Origin of the sequence: Actinomycetospora sp. CA-101289 (genome assembly GCF_050955895.1) — a bacterium.
In the GTDB taxonomy this organism is placed as follows: domain Bacteria; phylum Actinomycetota; class Actinomycetes; order Mycobacteriales; family Pseudonocardiaceae; genus Actinomycetospora.
In genome coordinates this window covers 5,172,150-5,190,890 of the sequence record NZ_CP192093.1, presented here as the reverse complement: position 1 = coordinate 5,190,890, position 18,741 = coordinate 5,172,150, and the positions used below count along the sequence as shown (strand labels likewise).

12 protein-coding genes are annotated in these 18,741 nt (G+C 75.2%); 2 read left to right on the top strand and 10 right to left on the bottom strand.

All coding sequences use genetic code 11. From position 1 onward, the window contains the following. Positions 1 to 109 precede the first annotated feature (109 nt). Both ACQPX6_RS25860 and ACQPX6_RS25855 read left to right on the top strand, forming a co-directional pair. Positions 110 to 970 (top strand): polysaccharide lyase, encoded by an 861-nt coding sequence (locus ACQPX6_RS25860; protein WP_433783523.1) that lies wholly within the window; start codon positions 110 to 112, stop codon positions 968 to 970. Then, a complete protein-coding gene (locus ACQPX6_RS25855) occupies positions 967 to 1,995 on the top strand; it encodes a hypothetical protein (protein ID WP_433783522.1) in 1,029 nt (342 codons plus the stop codon). The genes ACQPX6_RS25860 and ACQPX6_RS25855 overlap by 4 nt, the downstream gene beginning before the upstream one ends. Positions 1,996 to 2,004: 9 nt before the next feature. Here the strand turns inward: ACQPX6_RS25855 and ACQPX6_RS25850 are convergent, their stop codons facing one another. The 10 genes from ACQPX6_RS25850 to ACQPX6_RS25805 all read right to left on the bottom strand — a co-directional run bounded on the left by ACQPX6_RS25850 (position 2,005) and on the right by ACQPX6_RS25805 (position 18,652). Next, positions 2,005 to 4,119 carry a lipopolysaccharide biosynthesis protein gene (locus ACQPX6_RS25850; protein WP_433783520.1) on the bottom strand — a complete coding sequence of 705 codons (2,115 nt, stop codon included), beginning with the start codon at positions 4,117 to 4,119 and terminating at the stop codon, positions 2,005 to 2,007. Between the two features lie 141 nt (positions 4,120 to 4,260). Continuing rightward, positions 4,261 to 6,147, bottom strand: a complete 1,887-nt coding sequence (locus ACQPX6_RS25845; protein ID WP_433783518.1) for an oligosaccharide flippase family protein — start codon at positions 6,145 to 6,147, stop codon at positions 4,261 to 4,263. Further along, positions 6,144 to 8,345 carry an alginate lyase family protein gene (locus tag ACQPX6_RS25840; RefSeq protein WP_433783517.1) on the bottom strand — a complete coding sequence of 734 codons (2,202 nt, stop codon included), beginning with the start codon at positions 8,343 to 8,345 and terminating at the stop codon, positions 6,144 to 6,146. The genes ACQPX6_RS25845 and ACQPX6_RS25840 overlap by 4 nt, the downstream gene beginning before the upstream one ends. Before the next feature lie 82 nt (positions 8,346 to 8,427). After that, a complete protein-coding gene (locus tag ACQPX6_RS25835; protein WP_433783515.1) occupies positions 8,428 to 9,606 on the bottom strand; it encodes a glycosyltransferase in 1,179 nt (392 codons plus the stop codon). Positions 9,607 to 9,647: 41 nt separating this feature from the next. Beyond that, positions 9,648 to 10,760, bottom strand: coding sequence for a glycosyltransferase family 4 protein (locus tag ACQPX6_RS25830; protein ID WP_433783513.1), 1,113 nt, complete (start codon positions 10,758 to 10,760; stop codon positions 9,648 to 9,650). Beyond that, complete coding sequence (locus tag ACQPX6_RS25825; RefSeq protein ID WP_433783512.1) at positions 10,757 to 12,298, bottom strand: O-antigen ligase family protein; 1,542 nt, start codon at positions 12,296 to 12,298, stop codon at positions 10,757 to 10,759. Before ACQPX6_RS25825 ends, ACQPX6_RS25830 begins: the two co-directional genes overlap by 4 nt. Continuing rightward, entirely contained in the window at positions 12,295 to 14,712 is a 2,418-nt protein-coding gene (locus ACQPX6_RS25820) for a hypothetical protein (protein WP_433783511.1), read from the bottom strand. The genes ACQPX6_RS25825 and ACQPX6_RS25820 overlap by 4 nt, the downstream gene beginning before the upstream one ends. Before the next feature lie 137 nt (positions 14,713 to 14,849). Continuing rightward, on the bottom strand, positions 14,850 to 16,046 hold the full coding sequence (locus ACQPX6_RS25815; RefSeq protein ID WP_433783509.1) for a glycosyltransferase family 4 protein: 1,197 nt from the start codon (positions 16,044 to 16,046) through the stop codon (positions 14,850 to 14,852). After that, positions 16,027 to 17,346 carry a nucleotide sugar dehydrogenase gene (locus ACQPX6_RS25810; protein ID WP_433783508.1) on the bottom strand — a complete coding sequence of 440 codons (1,320 nt, stop codon included), beginning with the start codon at positions 17,344 to 17,346 and terminating at the stop codon, positions 16,027 to 16,029. The genes ACQPX6_RS25815 and ACQPX6_RS25810 overlap by 20 nt, the downstream gene beginning before the upstream one ends. Before the next feature lie 190 nt (positions 17,347 to 17,536). Then, positions 17,537 to 18,652: a glycosyltransferase gene (locus tag ACQPX6_RS25805; RefSeq protein WP_433783507.1), complete on the bottom strand. Its 1,116-nt coding sequence runs from the start codon at positions 18,650 to 18,652 to the stop codon at positions 17,537 to 17,539. Positions 18,653 to 18,741 lie beyond the last annotated feature (89 nt).

The following is an 18,741-nucleotide window of genomic DNA, read 5'->3' as shown; positions in this document are numbered from 1 at the left end:
GGTCGAGCCGGCGCTGTCGGCGGTACCGCGAAGACGACGAGCGGTTCGAGGAGTGGTTGTGGCCAGGGACGAACGAACGGTACGGGTCGGCCGGGGTCGACCCGCACGGGTGGCCGCGGCGCTGGCGCTGGCCCTGTCGCTGACCGTGCTCGACGCGGCCGCGGCCGCCGCCGACCCGGCGGTCCCGCCGCCGGGCATCGACATCGGCCTGGACGGCCTGGAGGCGGGCGTGGAGATCGACCCGAGCACCGGCCCGGGCACCGACCGGGACCAGACCCGCGGCACCGTGCCGGTCGGCCCGCGCGAGGTGTTCGTCGGCGACTGGGAGACCGGCGACTTCAGCCAGTGGGAGGTCTGCCAGTCGGCGCTGACCAACGGCGGGTGCGGCAGCGTCGGGCGCGGCAACCGGTCCATGGCGATCGTGGACGCCCCCGGCGCGCGGCAGGGCGACCACGCCGCCCGCTTCACCGTGCGCCGTGGCGACAAGCCGAACTTCGGCGGGGGAGAGCGCAGCGAGGTGCAGTCGAGCTCGCCCGGAGCGCTCGTGCACGAGGGCGACGAGCGCTGGTACGAGTGGTCGGTCCAGTACCCGCAGGAGTTCCCGAACCCCACGGGCGGCTGGTTCATCGTCCTGCAGTGGCACAGCGCCTCGGGCTCGCCGCCGCTCGCGGTGAACATCAGCAACCAGGGCACGGTCGACATCGGCGGCGACGGGGTCCGCAACCACCCGAAGCGCACGATCGGCCCGGTGCGCCGCGGCGAGTGGGTCGACTACGTGCTGCACGTGAAGTTCTCCCGCAACGCCGGCACCGGCTTCGTGGAGGCCTGGGAGAACGGGCGCCAGACCGTGCAGCGCACCCCGCGCGCCACGATGGTCGACGGCGAGAACTACCTGAAGCAGGGCATCTACCGCGACACCGGTCCGGAGGTCACCCTGGTGCAGGACGGGCTGCGGGTGACGGCGCCGTGAGCCGCCGACTCCCCGGCCGGGTGACCGCCCGCCTCGCCGCCGCGCTGCTCGTCGCCCTCGGGGTGCTGGGCCTCGCGACGGCCCCGGCGGGCGCGACGCCCGCCACCGCGGCCGGCGCGCGGGACGTCTACCGCCAGCCGTTCTCGTGGGACTCCCCGTGGAACCTCCCGCTGGCGACGTCCGCCCGTTACGTCCCCTTCGACAGCGGGGCGTCGAGCACCTACCTCGACATCGAGGACATCAGCGTCGACCCCGCGTTCCCGGTGCGGACGCTGGACGCCTCGGGGACCTCGGTGCGGGTGCACACCGACCCCGAGCTCTCCGCCGACGGCTCCTGGAACCACTGTTCGACGTTCCTCGTCGACGACGGCGGCCGGCGCACCGTCGTCCAGGGGCAGCCCCTGCGTCTCGAGCCGGGCGGCGACCCCTCGTACGAGTACGCCTGGCCCGAGGTGTCGCTGACCTCGACGGGCCTGCCCGGCTGCCACGGCGGCTCCGGTCTGTCCGGGCTCGGGGGCAACGTGCGCGTCGGGGAGATCCGCGCGGCGGCGCCGATACGCCACGCCCTCAAGATCAGCCTGAACTGCGCGCGCAGCTGCAGCACGGAAGGGCGGGGCTTCCGCTGGCCGGCGACGAAGGCCGACTCCTACTACGCCGAGCACTACGGCGGGAAGACCCCCGGCGTGCGGATGGGCTCGTTGATGGCCATCCCGCCGGACGCGGACCTCTCGGGCATCACGGAGCCGGACGTGCGCAAGGTCGCCGAGGCCATGCAGACCTACGGCGCGTACGTCGTCGACGACACCTTCGGGCAGAACAGCAACTCGCTGTCGGTGCAGGCCGGCGCCGACGAGGAGCTGCCGCACGCGCGGTCGGGGCAGATGAGCCAGGTGTTCCGCCTGCTCGACCTCGTCGACAACAACACCCCGGGGACGCCCGGCGGTGGCCCGCTCGGCGGCCCCCGCCGCGCCCCGTGCGCCGGGGCGTTCGCCGACGGCACCGGAGGCGCCCCGCCCGGGTGCTGAGCCGGCGGGTCAGGGGCCGCCTTCGGGGTCCGGACCGTCGGGCGGGGACGGCCGGCCCGGCGGGCGCGGGGTCACGCGGACGAGGCGGCGCGCCGAGACCGGGGCGTCCGGCGCCGGCCCGTCCGGCGCGGGGGGGTCCGGTTCCGAGGGGTGCGGTGCCGGGGTGGGGGGTGCCGGCGCGCGGGGGGCGGGGTCGAGGGCGGTGGTCGGGGCGTCGAGACCCACGCCGGTGGTCCGTGGCCCGGGAGCGACGGGCAGCGCGGGTCGGGCCGGACGCCGTGGGCCGGCGGCCTGCCGGACGAGCACCCACGCGGTCGCGTCCTCGAGGTAGGGCAGGGCGAGGACGACGGTGGGCGCGTCGTCCGGCGGCGGCGCGGGACCGGCGCGGCCCGGATCCCGGTCGCCGCCGTCCGGCCCGCGGGGCGTGTCGTCACGCTCCGCGCCGTCGTCCTCACCGTCCTCGCCGGGCCCCTCGCCCCCGTCGCCGTCCCGCCCGCGCCGGCGCAGGACGGCGGCGGCGACGTCCCGGAGCGACTGCGGGGCGATGAGGTAGAGCACGCCCACGAACAGCAGGAGCAGGAGCACGGCCTCGCCGGTGATCGCGAGCAGGCCGACCACGAGGGTGCGCTGGTCGGCGTGGACCACCGTGTGCTCGAGCAGCCCGACGGCCACGCCCGCGACCGCGCCCGCGATCAGCGGCGGGACGAGGACCCCCGAGACCTGGCGCACCGTGGCCCGTGCCAGCGGCATCGCCAGGGCCAGGCTGGCGATCCCCGACACCAGGCCCTCGAGCGAGGCCGCGAGGCCCACGCCCAGCAGGCCGAAGGGGATGAGCGCGACCAGCCCGCCGAGCCCGACGACCAGCGAGATCACCGTGAGCCAGTGGATGCGCCGGCTCCGTCCCGACCCCTTGATCGACTCGAAGCCGATGGCGCTCATCGCCGTGCCGGGCCCGTAGCCGGCCATGGCCGCGACGAACAGGCCGGCCGGGCGCCACTGCTCGCCGAGCAGGACGACGATCATCGGCTGCCCGAGCGCGACGAGCATGACCGCGAAGGGCACGGTCGCCGTCCACAGCATCCGCAGGCTGCGCAGGAAGCCGTGGTGGAAGCGCTCGATGTCCGACGCGATGCGGGCGAACGCCGGGAACAGGACGTACGAGGCGACCTGGATGATCGCCTGCCCGGGCAGGATGCCGATCCGGCGGCCGTAGCGGTACTGACCGGCGGCGGCGACGTCGAGGCCGCGACCGACGAGGGTCTGCTGGGCGACGTTGCGGATGTTGTCGGTCAGCCCCGAGACGATGAGCGGGAACGAGTAGCCCGCCAGCTCCCGCCACAGCCGGAACGACCAGCGCCCGCGCCCGGGGCGCCAGCGCGCCAGGAGCCAGCACGAGATCAACGTGGCGAGCTGCGAGGCGTACAGGCCGATGACCATGCCCCACACGCCGAACCCCGCCAGGACCATCACGACGGTGACGACGGCGAACGAGCCGGCGGTGAGCGGGTCGACCACGAGCCGGCGCTTGAAGTTGAAGCGCCGCTGGAGCAGCGCCTCCGGGACGTTGACCAGCGAGTGGATGAGCAGGGTCCCGCAGGTCGCGGCGCAGACCAGCCCCACCATGCGGTCGTCGAAGAACAGCGCCAGCAGGGGTGCCACACCGAGCGCCGCGAAGGCCATCAGGGTGCCGGTGACGAGGCTCGCCCAGAACGCTGTGTCCGCCGCGTCGGCCACGTTCTCCTCGCGCTGGATGACGGCGGCGCGCATGCCGCCGTCCGCCACCGTGACCGCGAAGTTCGCGAACATCGTGCCGAGGGTGAACACACCGATCTCGGTCGGCGTGAGCAGGCGGGCGACGACGATGGTCTGCGCGAGCGAGATGATCTGGGTGAACGTCAGGGCGATCGCGGCGTACTGGGCGCCGCGGCGCAGCTTGCCGCCGAGGTTCTCCAGGTCCGGGTTGTGCTCGTCGTCCGCGCTCTGCGGCCGGTCGGCGCCGCCCTCGGTGGCCGGATCGTCCGGCCCGGGCGTGGCCTGCGTCACCGTGGGGGCGTCGACGCCCTCACCCGAGCCGGGTGCACCCTCGCGGGCGGCAGGCCCGTCGTGGTCCGGTGGCTGGTTCATCGCCCCGTCATCGGCCGCGCGGCGCGGGGCCGTCCGGCCCCGTGGCACCCGTCCGGGAGCGGGCGGTGCGGGACCCATCGTAACGACGCGCGGTGAGGCCCGGCCGCCCGACGGGCGCCCGCGGCGCCCGGGCGGGTGTGCTCAGTGGCCGTCGTGCCGGGCCGTGACGTCCTGCAGCGCGACCACCCGGCGCTTCGTGCCCGGTCGGCGGTGACCCGGGCCGTGCGACGACCCGCGGGCGGGCGGGCCCTGGCGGACCACCGGCGCCGTGGGCGCGCCGAGGTCGGGCGGTGCGGCGGCGTGGCGTGGTGCGCCCTGCCGCCGGAGCTGCTCGGTGCGCAGGTCGCGCAGGCCGAGCACGACGGTGGGGGCGTCGAGCAGGTCGTCCTCGCCGAGACGCTGCCGGTCGTCGTCCGGGTCCCGCGGACCGTCGGGTCCCGCGCCGGGACCGTCGGCACCGGCCGCTCCGTCGTCGCCCCCGGATCGCGCCCGGCGGCGCCCGAGGACCTTGGCCAGCAGGCCACGCAGCTCGGTGACCGTCTCCGGCGCGAGCACCCCGAGCACGGCGAGGTAGGCGACGAGGAAGACGAGGCCGTCCACGAGCAGGAAGAGCAGGCCGACGACGATCCCGCGGCTGCCCGAGGCCAGGACCTGCGTCTCCAGCGCCCACGTGGCCGTCCCCGCGATCGCCGCGGCGACCAGCGGCGGCAGCAGGACGCGGCCGAGCTGGAGCCAGGAGACGTGCACCAGCGGGCGCGCCAGCGCGAGGGTCAGGATCCCGGCGACGAGGCCCTCGAGCGAGACCGCGAGGCCCACCCCGAGCAGGCCGAGGGGCAGCAGGGCCACCAGCCCGCCGATGCCGACCACGAGCGACGTGCCGGTGACCCAGTGCAGGCGCCGGCTCTGGCCGGCGCCCTTGATGGACTCGACGCCCACGGCGTTGAGCGCGGTCCCGGGGCCGAACCCCGCCATCGCCGCGACGAACAGCCCGGCCGGGGCCCACTGCTCGCCGAGGAGCACCACGATCGCGGGTCCGCCCGCGGCGACGAGGAACGCGCCGACCGGGACGGTGGCCGTCCACAGCAGGCGCAGCGCGCGCAGGAAGCCGCGCCGGAAGCGGACCGCGTCGTCGGCGATGCGCGAGAACGCGGGGAACAGCACGTACGAGGCGACCTGGATGATCGCCTGGCCGGGCAGGATCCCGATGCGCCGCCCGTAGCGGTACTGACCGGCGGTGCCGATGTCGAGGCTGCGGCCCACGATCGACTGCTGGACGATCTCCCGCAGGTCCTTGGCCAGGCCCTGCACGATGAGCGGGAACGCGAAGCTCGCCATCTCCCGCCACACGCGGAAGCTGAACCCGTCCCGGCCCGGGCGCCACCCGGCCAGCCACCACGACGCGACGAGCGTGGCCACCTGCGAGGCGTAGAGCCCGGCGACCATGCCCCAGATGCCGTAGCCCAGCGCGCAGGTCGTCACGGTCACCACCGCGAAGGACCCGGCGGTGAGCGGGTCGACGATCAGCTTGCGCTTGAAGTTGAACCGGCGCTGCATGAGCGCCTCGGGCACGTTGAGCAGGGAGTGGACGAGCAGGGTGCCCGAGGTCGCCGCGGCGACGAGGGCCACCATCCGGTCGTCGAAGAACATCCCCAGCAGCGGGGACGCGGCGAGGGCGCCGGTGGTCATCGCCACGCCGGTGAACAGGCTGGCCCAGAAGGCGGTGTTGGCGGCGGTCTCGACGTCCGTGTCGCGCTGGATGAGCGCGGCCTTCATCCCGCCGCCCGCCACGACGACCAGGAAGTTGGCGAACAGGGTGCCGAGGGTGAACACGCCGATCTCGGCCGGCGTGAGCAGGCGGGCCACGACCACCGTCTGACCCAGCGAGATGAGCTGCGTGAGGAAGAGCATCGCCGCGGAGATCGTGGCGCCGCGGCGCAGCGTCCGGCTGAGCCCGTTCAGCGAGGGGTTGTGCTCGGCGTCCGCGACGGGGGTCCCGTCGGCGGGGCCCTGCCGGGGCCGCGAGGTCATCGTCCCGGCACCCTCGTGTGCCGGGGGCCACGGCTGCCGGTCCAGCGGACGTCGACCTCGTCGCCGTCCACCCGGACCTCGGGGACGGGCAGGTCCGTAGTGGAAGCGCCGGCCGCGAGCAGGGTGGCGAGGACGACCGTCCGCGTCCCCGGGTCGGGGGCGACCTGCGCGCCGACGAACCAGCAGGGCCGGCGCTGCTCGAGGCGGTCGGACCACCAGCCGAGCTCGCCCGCGCCGGGGTCGCCGCCGCGCAGCCGCCAGCCGGTGGCCGGGGCCGTGGCGGCGGTGACGATCTGCAGCACCGGCTCGCCGTCGCGGCGGGCGACCACGGTGCCGTCGGTGCCCGCCGGGTCGACCTCGAGGTCGGGGTGCAGCGGCCACGTCGTGCGCACCGGCGCCGGGGCGTCCCCGGTGCCGTCGGTCGTGACGACGTCGACGACGAGCACCACGTCGTCGTCGGGCGGGGCGTGGACGACGCGGCGGTGGGTCGCGGGCGTCGGGAGGCGGCGGTAGCCGTCGTGCTCGGCGTCGACGCGGCCGTCGGCGAGGTCCACGGCGTGCACCCGGACCGCGGCGTGCTCGGTCCACAGGAAGGGCCCGCCCATCACCGACTGGTCGGCGTCGTCGACGGCGACCGTGGCGTGCGCGCGGGTGGAGCGGTGCGCGGTGCGCCAGTCGGGATGGGCGAAGTAGCTGCCGGTGCCGGGGTCGCCGACGAGGTCGTGCCCGTCGACGGCCAGCCCGAGCGCCAGCGCGTCGGCGTGCCCGTGGGCGGCGATCGACAGGTAGCCCAGCGGCCCGACGTCGACGAGCACCCGGCGCCGCCCGGACCGCAGGATCGCGAGCCCGCCGTCGGGGGCGTGGACGGACCCGGGCTCCCAGGAGCTCGGCGCGTCCGTGGCGCCCAGCCGCGTGGCGATCCACGCGGCCGTGAGGTCGGTGGTGCCGGCGCGGCGGGCGGCGGGCAGGCCGGTGAGGGCGGCGGCCAGCGCGAGGTGCGGGCGGACCTCGCGGGTCGGCGCGGGGTCGAGGCGCAGCGCGAAGCCCTCGTCGTCGTCGCCGGTGCGCGGGGTGGGGTCACCGGTGCCCACGAGGTCGGCGAGGTGCGCCGCGGAGCGCCGCACGGCGTCCACCAGCGTCGTGTCGGCCGGGCCCGGGACGTGGCCGGGGCGCAGGCGCCGCAGCAGGGCGACGACGGCGAGCAGCTCGGCGGTGAAGACCTGGTAGCCGACGGCCTGCTCGGCGCCGACGCCGTCTCCCAGGATCTGGCGGTCGGCCTCGACGGCCAGGGCGGCGACGGCGTCGCGCTCCCAGCGCGGTGCGCGGGCGAGCTCGGGCAGCAGGATCGCCACCGTCGCGAGGCCGGCGAGCTCGCCGACCAGGTGGTTGTTGGCCGAGCTGTGCTTCGACCGGTCGCGCCAGCAGCGCCGGGCGCCGGCGGCGAGCATCCGCACCGCGCGGGCGTAGCGCTCCGGGGTCAGGGCCGGGTGGTCGGCGAGGCCCTGCAGCGCGACGAGCACGGAGATCGCCCGCACGCCCACCTCGAACGCGCCGCGCCAGGCGATCCCGCGCCCGGGCGGGTTCGCGGTGATCCAGGCGTCGAGCTGGTCGAGGGCCTCGGTGCCGTAGCGCTCGTCGCCGGTCAGCAGCCAGGCCTGCGCGAGCCAGGGCAGGTGCTGGAGCCGGTTGAGCTCCCAGATCCACTTGGGCTCGCCGTGCCCGGCGCGGTGGTTGATCGCGTGCGAGGGCAGGTCGGGCCAGCGCACCCCGGACAGCGGGTCGCAGGACCACTCGATCGGCCCGTCGTAGCGCGCCTCGGGGTGGGCGAAGAACGTGAAGCGGTGCTCGAGCACGCGGTCGGCCGCGGCGAGCAGCTCCTTCACGGCGTCCGGGTGCTCGGCGGCCACGGCGGTGGCGGTGGCGCGGTCGAGCAGCACCGGACGCCCCGTGCCGGCCCGGAAGTCGGCGAGCAGCGCGGACCAGTCCGGCGCCCCGTCGCCCCCCGATCGGGTCGAGCTCCGCTGCGCTCCGTCTCCCAGCAGCGCCGCGTCGTCCGGCTCCCGATCCCCGGTGACCCGCCGGGTGGCCGTGGCCCCGACGGTCAGCGCCCGGTCCGCGACCTCCCGGGGGCCCATCGAGCGGAGTCGCCGGGCGTACCACGTGAGCTTCGCCGGGGCGAGAGCACGGAAGCCGGGCATGACTCCACGGTAGGGGCAGGGTCCCCCGCACGGATGAGCACCCTCGCTGGGCTCCGCGGGTGAGCCTCCGGGAGGCACCGCCTCAGGCGGCCTGACGCCCGGTCACCGACTCGACCATCGCGGTGAACGCGGCGGCGGTGTTCTCCACCGTGAACTCGGTGCGCGCGCGGGTGCGGGCCCGGTTCCCGAGCGCCGCGCGCAGGGCCGGGTCGTCGGCCAACCGGGTCAGCCGCTCGGCGAGGGCCGCGGCGTCGCCGGACGGGACGAGGAACCCGTCCTCCCCCTCGGTGACCAGGTCACCCAGCGCGCCGACGTCGGTGGAGACGACGGGCAGCCCGGCCGTCATGGCCTCGATCACCGAGATCGGCACGCCCTCGTGCACCGAGGACAGCGCGAACACGTCGCCGCCGGCGAGCAGGCGCGGCACGTCGCGGCGCAGGCCGAGGAAGGTCACCGTGGCGCCGAGGCCCCGCTCGGCCACCAACGTCTCGAGTTCGGCACGGCGCTTGCCGTCGCCGACCACGACCAGCCGCAGGCGCGGGTGCGCGGCGCGCGCGAGTGCGTCGAGCATCACCTCGTGCGCCTTCTGCGGGCTCAGCCGCGCCACCATGAGCACGACGACGTCGTCGTCACCGACCCCGAGCTCGGCGCGGACCTCGGCCCGCCGCGCGGCGTGCTCCGCGGCCGTCGGGAGAGCGGACGCGGGGATGCCGTTGGGGACGAGGTACTCCCGCACCCGGCTGCGCCACGAGGTCCCGACGCCCTCCTCGTCGTGCAGGTAGCGGCCCTGGCTCGGCGCGAGCAGGGCGAGCCCCTGGCTGAGGAACAGGGTCTCGACGACGTAGCGCGGCAGCACCCGCCCGCCGACGCGGGTCAGGTCCATGTCGTGCGCCGCGATCACCGAGCGCGTCCGCCCGGTGAGCCGGGCGGCGACCCGCGCCAGGGTCAGCGCGGCGCGGTGGTGGTGGGAGACCACGGCGACGTCGGTGCCGCGCCGCCGGAAGTGCCGCACCAGCCGCGGCACGCGCGCGAGGCCCAGCCGCCCGCCGCGGGGGAGGGTCGTGAGCCCGTCCGACACCGCGCGGAAGTCGTCGGCGAGGGGGCCGGGCTCGCGCAGGCAGACGACGTCCGTGACGACGCGCGCGCGATCGAGGTGGGCGAAGGTGTCGCGCAGGACGATCTCGGCGCCGCCGACCGCGGCCACGTCGAGGACGAGGGTGACCCGGACGGGCCCGGCGTCAGCGGCCGGCCGCGAGGGCATGGAGCGACCTCACCGCGCGACCGTCGCGTCGATCATGGCCGTCACCGTAGTGCGGAGCCCGCCGACACGGCCCGCGACCGGCGCCGACGGCCGGCCAGGACCTCGTGGTACAGCTCCTCGATCCGCGCCGCGACGGCGTCGGCCGCGAACTCGGCGCGCGCGCGAGCAGCGCCGGCCGTGCCGAGCGCCCGGCGCCGGTCCTCGTCGGCGAGCAGCTCGCCGAGCGCGTCGGCCAGCGCCCCCGCGTCGTGGGGCGGCACGAGCAGGCCCTCCGCGCCGTCGGTGACCAGCTCGGGGATGCCGCCGACGCGCGTGGCCAGGACGGCCAGCCCGCGCGACATCGCCTCGAGCACGACCATCGGCTGGCCCTCGTTCTCCGACGGCAGCGCGAGCACGTCGGCCCGGGCGAGGAGGTCGGCGACCTCGTCGGGGGCGAGCCAGCCGTGCACGGTGACCGAGTCGGCCACGCCCAGCTCGCGGGCCATCTCGCGCGCGCGCTCGGGCTCGCCGTCACCGGCCATCGTCAGGTGCCCGCCGCTGCTGCCGACCTGCTTGGCCCAGGCCTCGACCAGGGCGAACGCGCCCTTCTTCGCCCAGATCCGGCCCAGGAACACGACGTGCGGGGCCGCACCGGCGGGCAGCTCGGTCACCGGGCTGATCGGGACCGGGTTGGGCAGCGAGGTCAGCCGCGCGTCGGGCGCGATCACCGCGAGGCGGGTGCGCATGAGCTCGCCGAGGGCGATGACCACGTCGGCGCGGGTGAGCGTCGCGCGGATGAACCGCCGCACCGGCGCGGGCGCCCCGTCGTGGAACAGGTGGAACCGGCCACTGTGGACGTGGAGCACCACCGGGACGCGCAGCAGGTAGGCGAGCCAGGCCATCGCGGCCTTGCGCACGAAGCTGCCCGCCGACGACATGTGGACGTGCACGAGGTCGGGACGGCGCAGGACCACCTCGCCGGCGTAGCGCACGAGCCCGCGGACGAACGTCGTCGCCTTGGTGAGCGTCGAGCCGTCGCGGTGGGTCGCGACGTGCCGCACGCCCCAGCGCTCCCACAGGCCGGTCGCGGCGAGCGTGCGCACGCACGTGGCGATGCCGCCCTGGGTGGTGGTGCTGGTGGAGACCCACAGCGTGCGCGGGGGGCGGCGCCTCACTTCGCCGTCACGAGGCGACGGTGGTCGGCCTCCCAGTCGGCGACCTCCGCCGGGCTCATCCCGCCGGGCAGGCCCGCGCCCGCGGTGCCGTTGCGGGGCTCGGGCCGCCGGCGCCGGTGGCGGTCGAGCTGCCCGGCGACCATGCCCGCGTAGAGGAACGGCAGCATGCCGGCGAAGTCGAGGATGCGCAGGTCCACGGTGAGGCCGTTGACGACCATCACCACCATGACCATCGCGCCGACCACGGCCAGCGGCGCCCCGAGGAACTCGTCGCGGGGGAGCTCGCGGATGGCCCGCCAGAGCGTCCACATGACCGCGACCACGACGGCGATCCAGAGCAGCACGCCGGGGATGCCGAGCTCCGCGGCGATGCCGAGCTCGTTCTGGTGGGAGATGATCCCCCACCCGCGGTTCCAGTCCATCTCCTGCGACCAGACCACGTGCTCAGAGGTGTTGTACGCCTCGAAGCGGCCGAGGCCGATGCCGACGAACGGGTGCTCGGCGACGGCGCGCAGGCAGGTCGCCATGATGTTGAGCCGGTCGTACACCTCGTTGGAGGACCCGACGCCGCCGGCGGAGCGGTCGCTGGAGAAGAACGTCGACGCGTTGGCCGCGACGGCGAGGAGGCCCAGCACGGCGCTGACGACGAAGCCGCGCCGCCACCCGCTGGCCAGCACGATGCCCAGCCCCAGGACCACGATGAGCGCGAGGAGCGCCGCGCGGGTGTGGGTGAGGTAGACCGAGTACGCCGCCGCACCCGCGAGCGCCCACAGACCGAACCGCACCCACCGGCGGGTGCCCGGCCGATCGGCGAGGAACAGGCACACCACGAAGCCGACGACGAGGATGAGGCCGTTGACCACGGGCTGGTTGAACACACCGTTGGCGCGGCCCTCCCAGTTGGGAGCGTCGACGATGTAGCTCGGCCAGACCAGCGACTTCGGCCCGTGGAACTGCAGGATGCTGACCCACGACGAGTAGGCGGACATGCCCACGGTGGTCCAGAGCAGCCAGCGCACCGAGCGCTCGTCGTCCAGCACGCTCTTGGCCACGACGTAGACCACGAGCGGCAGCATCACCCCGGCGAACAGCCAGCGGTACGTGTCGATCGAGGTGCCGGTGACCGGGTCGACCGCGTCGTACTCGTGCGGGATGAGCATCGACGTGATGTTCCACGCGAGGTAGGCCGCCATCAGCCACTCGACGACCCCGAGGCGGGGCCAGTCCTTGGCCCGCCGTGCGAGGGCCAGGGCGAGGGCCAGGAGCATCGCCCAGAACGCCGGCGTCAGGGCCTCGACCGACACGAACTCCTTCTGCGCGGTGCGCAGGAAGCTCGACACCACCACCAGCAGGAGCGCGAGCAGCGGGTCGCTCACGGCGAGGGCGAACACGACGGCGCCCACGGCGAGCCCCGCCAGCAGGAAGCCGACGTCGCCCGGCTCGGCGACGGCGAGACCGAAGACCACCACGACGGCGATCCCGCCCACGACCAGGTCACTCCGGGACGAGGCGCGCAGACGCCCGGGGATCAGGCTCACTTCTCGGTGCGCAGCGTGACCGTCGGGGCGGAGAGCCCGCCGGCGGGCTGCGCGGAGGAGGACGCGGCGTCACCCTCCTTGGCCGACGACGCGGGTCCGCCGGAGCTCGGCGCGCCCGAGGAGGACGCACCCTTGGGCGCCGCGCTGCGCGTGAACCGCGCCGTGCCGACCCGCTTCGCCCCGGGGGGCGAGCTCGGCGACGCCGACGGGCCGCCGGAGGCCGACCCGGACGAGGAGCCCCCGGCCTTCGGGCCGGACGCGGGCTTGGCGCCCGAGGGACCCGTGCCGCCGGGCTTGGGGCCGGCACCGGGCTTGGGGCTCGGCGACGGCTTGCCGCCGGACGGTGCGCCGCCGCGGCGGGTCTGGACGCTCAGGCCGGGGGCGGCCCCGTCGGGACCCGACGGGCCCGACGGCGACGACGGACCCGAGGGGCCCGAGGACGACGGTCCCGCGCCCGCGGAGGGCTTCGCGGTGCCCGTCGGCGTACCCGCCTGCCCAGCCGGCGCGCCCGACGGGCCGGAACCGGGGGAGGGCTTGGCGCCGGGGGAGGGCTTGGCGCCGGGGGAGGGCTTGGAGGTGGGACCGGCGCCGGGCGACGGCTTGCCGCCGCCTGCGGGTGCGGTGCCCTCGGGGGCACCGCCGCGTCCGGCGCCGCCGGCCGGGGCGCCGCCGCGGCCGGCGGCCGGGTCGTCGCGCCGCCCGGTGGGCCGCTCGGCCGACGAGCCGTTGGTGCCCGTCGGGCCGGACTGCCCCGAGGGACCCGAGCCCGGGGTGCGCACCGGGGCGCCGTTGGTGTTCTTCGTGCCGTTGACCGCGGTGCCGTTGGTGCCCTCGTGCCCGGCGGACGCGCTGCCCGCGGACGGGCCGGCGCCCATGGCGGCGCGGGCCTCCTCGAGCTTCTCGCGCGAGATCGGGGCGGTGCGGTCGGCCGGCGGCACCTGGGCGGCCGACCGGGGGCCGCCCTGCGCCGGGGCCCCGGCGGGCGGGCCGGGGCGGCCGGCGGGCACCGGCGCGGGGCCGGTGGGCAGGCGCACGGGCGTCCAGGAGCGCTCGGCGAGGAAGCCCGGGTCGGTCAGCTGGCTCGGGTTGCGCACCAGCACCACGCCGAGCGCGGTGCCGCCGGCGCTAGCCAGCGCGTCGAGCGCGGCCGATGCGTCGCGGGAGCGGGTCTCGCCCTCCTCGACGACCAGCAGCGAGCGGTCAGCGGCCGAGCACACGACCTGGCCCTCGACCGACTGAACGGGCGGGGCGTCGATGATCACGAGGTCGGCGAGCATCGTGCCCTGCTTGAGCAGCCGCGAGACGTGCGAGCGCGAGAACAGCGCGAACAGGTCGTCCCGCTTGCTGCCGCGCGGCGCGACGAGCAGCGCCCGCCCATTGGAGAAGACCTTGCCGTCGATGCGGCTGTCGCCGCGCTCGGCGAGGAAGTCGGCGACACCGGACATCGAGGAGAGCTCGGTGGCGCCGGTGGGCTCGGTCTCGAGGTCGGCCTGCACCAGCAACGTCGTCTGGCCCTGCAGCGCGCGCAGGCCGGCGAGGGCCACGGCCACGCGGGACTTCGACGCCCGCGTGGTGGTGGGGCCGGTGATGGCCAGCGAGCCCGGGGTGGGCATGCCGGCGGCGTTGGTGAGGCCCATCAGCGCGCGCAGCATCTCGTTGCGGGCGTTCTCGCCGGAGCGCTTCTTGCCGCCGACGGCGGCGAGGACCTGGAGACCGAGCCGGTCGCGGACCTCGTTCGGGGTCACGATGCGGTTCTCGAAGCGACCCAGCGCCATGGCCAGCAGGGCGCCGAGGAGCAGGCCACCGACCAGCGCGGCACCGGCGTTGCGGGCGGCGTTGCTGGGGTTGCCCACGACACCGGCGTTGAGCTGGAGGTCCTGCAGCTGGTTCGTGGTGTTGGCCTGGAGCTCGTTGCGCGTCTCCTGCAGCCGCGCCGCCTCGGTCTGGTTGCCCGCGGCCCGCGCCGCGTTCAGCTGCCCGTCGAGCGCGTCGAGCTGCTGCTGCTTGGTCTCACCGCCGAGGCTGGAGTTGACGTCGTCGCGCAGCGCCACCGCCATCTTGGTGGCGGACTCCGCCGCCTCCTCCGGCGTGTCGGCGACGGCCTCGATGTAGACGATCGGGCTGGCCGCGGCGATGCGGGCGTTGAGGCCCACCGACGAGTCGACCCCGGCGGTCTGGCGCAGCTGCTGCTGCGACGACGCCTGGTTGAAGTAGTCGGCGTAGCCCTGCGCGAGGACCGTGTCCTGCTCCGGTGCGCGGTCCTGGGACACGATCGTCAGGGCGGAGCGGCCGGTGTAGGTCGACCCCTGCAGGAGCGAGGCGCCCAGGGAACCGGCCGCTGCCACGATGCCGATGACGAGGATCAGCACCCACCGGCGGCGGATGCGGTCCCACTGGATCTGGAGCGGGCTCATGACGTGCCTTTCCTCGGGTCCTCGGCGTGTCGCTCGGAGCGGCCACCTGCCGGCATCCTAATGTCGAACGTCGGAGTCTCAGACATGCTTCGCACGTCCGGGCGCCTTCGTGCGGGACGGTCGGGGTGGTTCACCGCTCAGCGTCCCCGCATGGCCGATTCGTACGCGGCCAGCAGTTCCTTCTCGGAGTTCGTCCACGAGAGCGGCCCGGACACGCGTTCCACGCCGATCTCGCCCATCGCCGCGCGGCGACGGGGGTCGTCGAGCAGCTCGGACACGAGGTCCGCGAACTCGGCGACGTCGTTGGGGCGGGCGTAGACGGCGGCCTCGCCGGCCGACACCCGGGCCTCGACCAGGTCGAACGAGACCACCGGCCGCCCCATCGCCATGTACTCCATGATCTTGTTCATGGTGGACACGTCGTTGAGGGGGTTGCGGGGGTCCGGCGCCAGGCACACCGACGCGGTCGACAGGTGGCGCAGCACGTCCTCGTCGGGGATGCGCCCGGTGAACGACACCCGGTCGTCCAGCCCGTAGGCGTGGGACAGGGCGACGACGTCGTCGAACGCGTCGCCGGTGCCCATGAAGACGGCGTGCCAGTCGTCACGGCGCTCGGCGAGGTCGGCCAGCGCGCGGATCGCGTAGTCGACGCCGTCCTGCGGGCCCATGACGCCGAGGTAGCAGAGCAGGTGCTCGCGGCCCCGGGCCAGCGCGGGCTCGGGGGCGCGCAGCGAGAACCGCTCGACGGCCGGCGCGCTGCGCACCACGAAGGTGTCCTCGACCGGCACGCGGCCGCGCCCGGTGGCGACGGCGCGGTAGCTCTCGTTGGTGGCGATGACCGTGTCGGCGGTGCGGTAGGTGCCCCACTCGAGCAGGCGCATCGCCCAGTACATGGAGTCGCGCTTCTCGCGGAACCGCGAGAGGTAGAGCTCCGGCACGAGGTCGTGCTGGTCGAAGATGATGCGGGCGCCGCGGGCCTTCGCGCGCAGCGCGGGCAGGAACAGCAGGTCCGGCGGGTTGCACAGGTGCACCACGTCGACCGGCGCGCGCTTCTGGATGCGCTTGATTAGCCGGTTGGTGTGGAAGAGGGCGGTGCCGTACTCCTTGAGGTAGCCCTGCGGCCCCCCGGTGGCCGCCACCAGCGGGTAGCGGTGGATCCGGACGCCGTCGATCACGATCTCGGTCTCGGTGTCCCGCTTCGTCCCCAGCGGGCAGATCACCTCGACCTCCCAGCCGTGGCCGGTGAGGGTCTGGCACTCCTGCCACACCCGCCGGTCGAACGGGACCGAGAGGTTCTCGACGACGATCAGGGCTCTACCAGGCAAGGCCGACATATCCCTCCTGTTGGCGACGCGCGGAGGCGTCCGGGAGCCGGATGAGGTCGATGACCGGCGTCGTGGTGCCGGTCAGTGCGTGCTGCACGTCCTCGTCCGCCTTCCCCACCACGAGGACCTCCGCGTGGTCGACGACCTCGGCGACGGTGTCGACGAGGAGATCGCGCAGGTGGGGGAGGTGGGCCTCGATGAAGGCCCGGTTCGCGCCGAGCAGCGCCGACTCGACGACGGCGGGGTCGTAGATGCGCAGGTCGTAGCCCTTGCCGAGCATCCGCTCGCAGAGCTCGACCAGGGGGCTCTCGCGCAGGTCGTCGGTGCCGCCCTTGAACGCGAGGCCGAACACGCCGACCTTGCGCCTGCCGGTGGCCGCGACGTGCTCGAACGCCCGCTGGATGTGCTCGTCGTTCGACGGCAGCACGTTCTCCAGGATCGGCACCCGCACGTCGTGGCGGCGCGCGGCGTGCACCAGCCCGCGCAGGTCCTTCGGCAGGCAGGACCCGCCGAAGGCGAAGCCGGGCCGCAGGTACGCCGGGCTGATGTTGAGCTTGGTGTCCGCCAGGAAGATCTCCATGACGTCGCGGGAGTCGACCCCGAGCTCGCGGGCGAGCGCGCCGATCTCGTTGGCGAACCCGATCTTGAGCCCGTGGAACGTGTTGTCCACGTACTTCGTCATCTCGGCCACCGGCGGTTCGACCCGGAACTCCGGGGCGTCGAGCCCGGAGTACAGGCCGAGCACGGCGTCGCCGCTGGCGCGGTCGACCTCGCCGACCACCGTCTTCGGCGGGTCGTAGAAGTCCTTGACGCTGGAACCCTCGCGCAGGAACTCGGGGTTCACCGCGACGCCGAAGTCGGCGCCGGCGACGAGGCCCGAGGCCTCCTCGAGCAGCGGCACCAGGACGCCAAGGCAGGTGCCCGGCAGCATCGTCGAGCGGAACACGACCGTGTGGCGCTCGGGCGCGGGGCGCGTCGCGAGCGCGGCGCCGATCTCGCGGGCCGCGCGCTGCAGGTAGGTGGTGTCGAGGGCGCCGTTGGACGCCGAGGGCGTGCCGACGCACACGAGCGAGAGGTCGGTGCCGTGGATCGCGGCGGTGACGTCGTCGGTGACGGTGAGGCGGCCACTGGCGACGACGTCGCGGACGATGTCGCCGATGCGCTCCTCGACGACGGGCGTGCGGCCCTCGCCGATCATGGCGAGCTTGGCCGGGTTCACGTCCACGCCGACGACGTCGTGGCCCTCCGTCGCGAGGCAGGCGGCGCTCACCGTGCCGACGTAGCCGAGACCGAAGACACTGACCTTCATCGTGGTGGCCTCGCAGCGGGTCGGGTGCGGTGGGCGCGCTCCGTGCCGGGCCGTCCCGGAGGAGTGCACCCACGGTAGCGGGGCGGTCCGACGACGCCTCGGGCGGTCGGTCCGGTGCTCTCCACCAGAGAAGACGCCCCGGGGGCGGCGGGGGTTGCCCCGCGGCGGGACACGGTCCGGGCGACCCGGGTCACGCCGGGACGCGTCCGGCGGTCTCCTCGAGGGCGGCCTCCGCCTCCCGGATCGAGCGCTCGAGGCTGAACTCGTGCTCGAGGCGCTCGCGCGCGGCCCGGCCCATCGCCCGCGCCGCCGCCGGGTCGCGCAGCACGCGGAGGAGCCCCTCGGCGAGCGCCTCGGGGTCCTCCTTCGGGACGACGTGGCCGGTCCGTCCGTCGTCGATCATCTCCGGGATGCCGCCGACGGCGGTGCAGACCGAGGGCCGCGCGGCGGCCATCGACTCGAGCAGCGCCATCGGGAAGCACTCCACGATGCGGGAGCTCAGGGTGAAGACGTCGAGGCCCCGCAGCAGCCGCGGGACGTCGTCCCGGTAGCCGGTGAACACCGTCCGGTCGGCGAGGCCGAGCTCGGCGGCGAGCTTCTCGATCGCCGTGCGCTCGGGACCGTCCCCGATGACGAGCAGGCGGGCGCGCGGCTGCTCGGCGAGGACGATGCGCATCGCGCGCAGCAGGTTCGGGTGGTCCTTCTCGGTGCGGAGCACGGCGGTGATCCCGACGATCGGCTCGTCGGGGGCGATCCCGAACTCGCGCGCCACGTCCTCGTCGCGCTCGTCGTCGCCGACGCGGTCCGACAGGTCGGCGCCGTTCTGGACGACCCGCACCTTCTCCGCCGGGTAGCCGAGGTCCTCGGTGATGTAGGGCACCTGCCCGTGGGCGACGCCGTAGACGGCGCTGACCACGCGGGCGAGGAGACGGTCGACCAGGCGCCGGTGGCGCGGCCGGCCGCCGAGGTCCCCGCAGTTGTGGACCCAGACGACCAGGCGGGGCGTCCGGGTCAGGACCGCCGCCAGCCCGCCGAGCGCCTCGGCGTTGAACCCCCGCGTGACGATCACGTCCGGACGCTCGCGCCGCACGAGACGGACCAGGTCACGCAGCGTGCCGAGGACCTCACGGCTCTTGCGGTGCAGCGCGACGGCCCGGCCCCCGGCGCGCTGCAGGTCGTCGAAGCGGAGTCCCCCGTGGGCGAGCGCCACCACCGACGGGGCGAAGCGGGACGGGTCCATCGCGGGGAGGAGCGTGGCCACGTGGCGCTCGGCGCCGCCCCTGCCCAGGTGCGGGACGACGAACATGACACGCAGTGGGCCTTCCGCGCGGACCGCGCGGGACCGACTTCTCATGAGGATCTCCGTCGTCGACTGCGGTGCGTGGCGGATGCTAG

Coding starts and splice junctions, on each gene's coding strand:
- ACQPX6_RS25850 (WP_433783520.1), bottom strand. CDS start 4,119: ATGAACCAGCCACCGGACCACGACGGGCCTGCCGCCCGCGAGGGTGCA.
- ACQPX6_RS25845 (WP_433783518.1), bottom strand. CDS start 6,147: ATGACCTCGCGGCCCCGGCAGGGCCCCGCCGACGGGACCCCCGTCGCG.
- ACQPX6_RS25840 (WP_433783517.1), bottom strand. CDS start 8,345: ATGCCCGGCTTCCGTGCTCTCGCCCCGGCGAAGCTCACGTGGTACGCC.
- ACQPX6_RS25835 (WP_433783515.1), bottom strand. CDS start 9,606: ATGCCCTCGCGGCCGGCCGCTGACGCCGGGCCCGTCCGGGTCACCCTC.
- ACQPX6_RS25820 (WP_433783511.1), bottom strand. CDS start 14,712: ATGAGCCCGCTCCAGATCCAGTGGGACCGCATCCGCCGCCGGTGGGTG.
- ACQPX6_RS25815 (WP_433783509.1), bottom strand. CDS start 16,046: ATGTCGGCCTTGCCTGGTAGAGCCCTGATCGTCGTCGAGAACCTCTCG.
- ACQPX6_RS25810 (WP_433783508.1), bottom strand. CDS start 17,346: ATGAAGGTCAGTGTCTTCGGTCTCGGCTACGTCGGCACGGTGAGCGCC.
- ACQPX6_RS25805 (WP_433783507.1), bottom strand. CDS start 18,652: ATGTTCGTCGTCCCGCACCTGGGCAGGGGCGGCGCCGAGCGCCACGTG.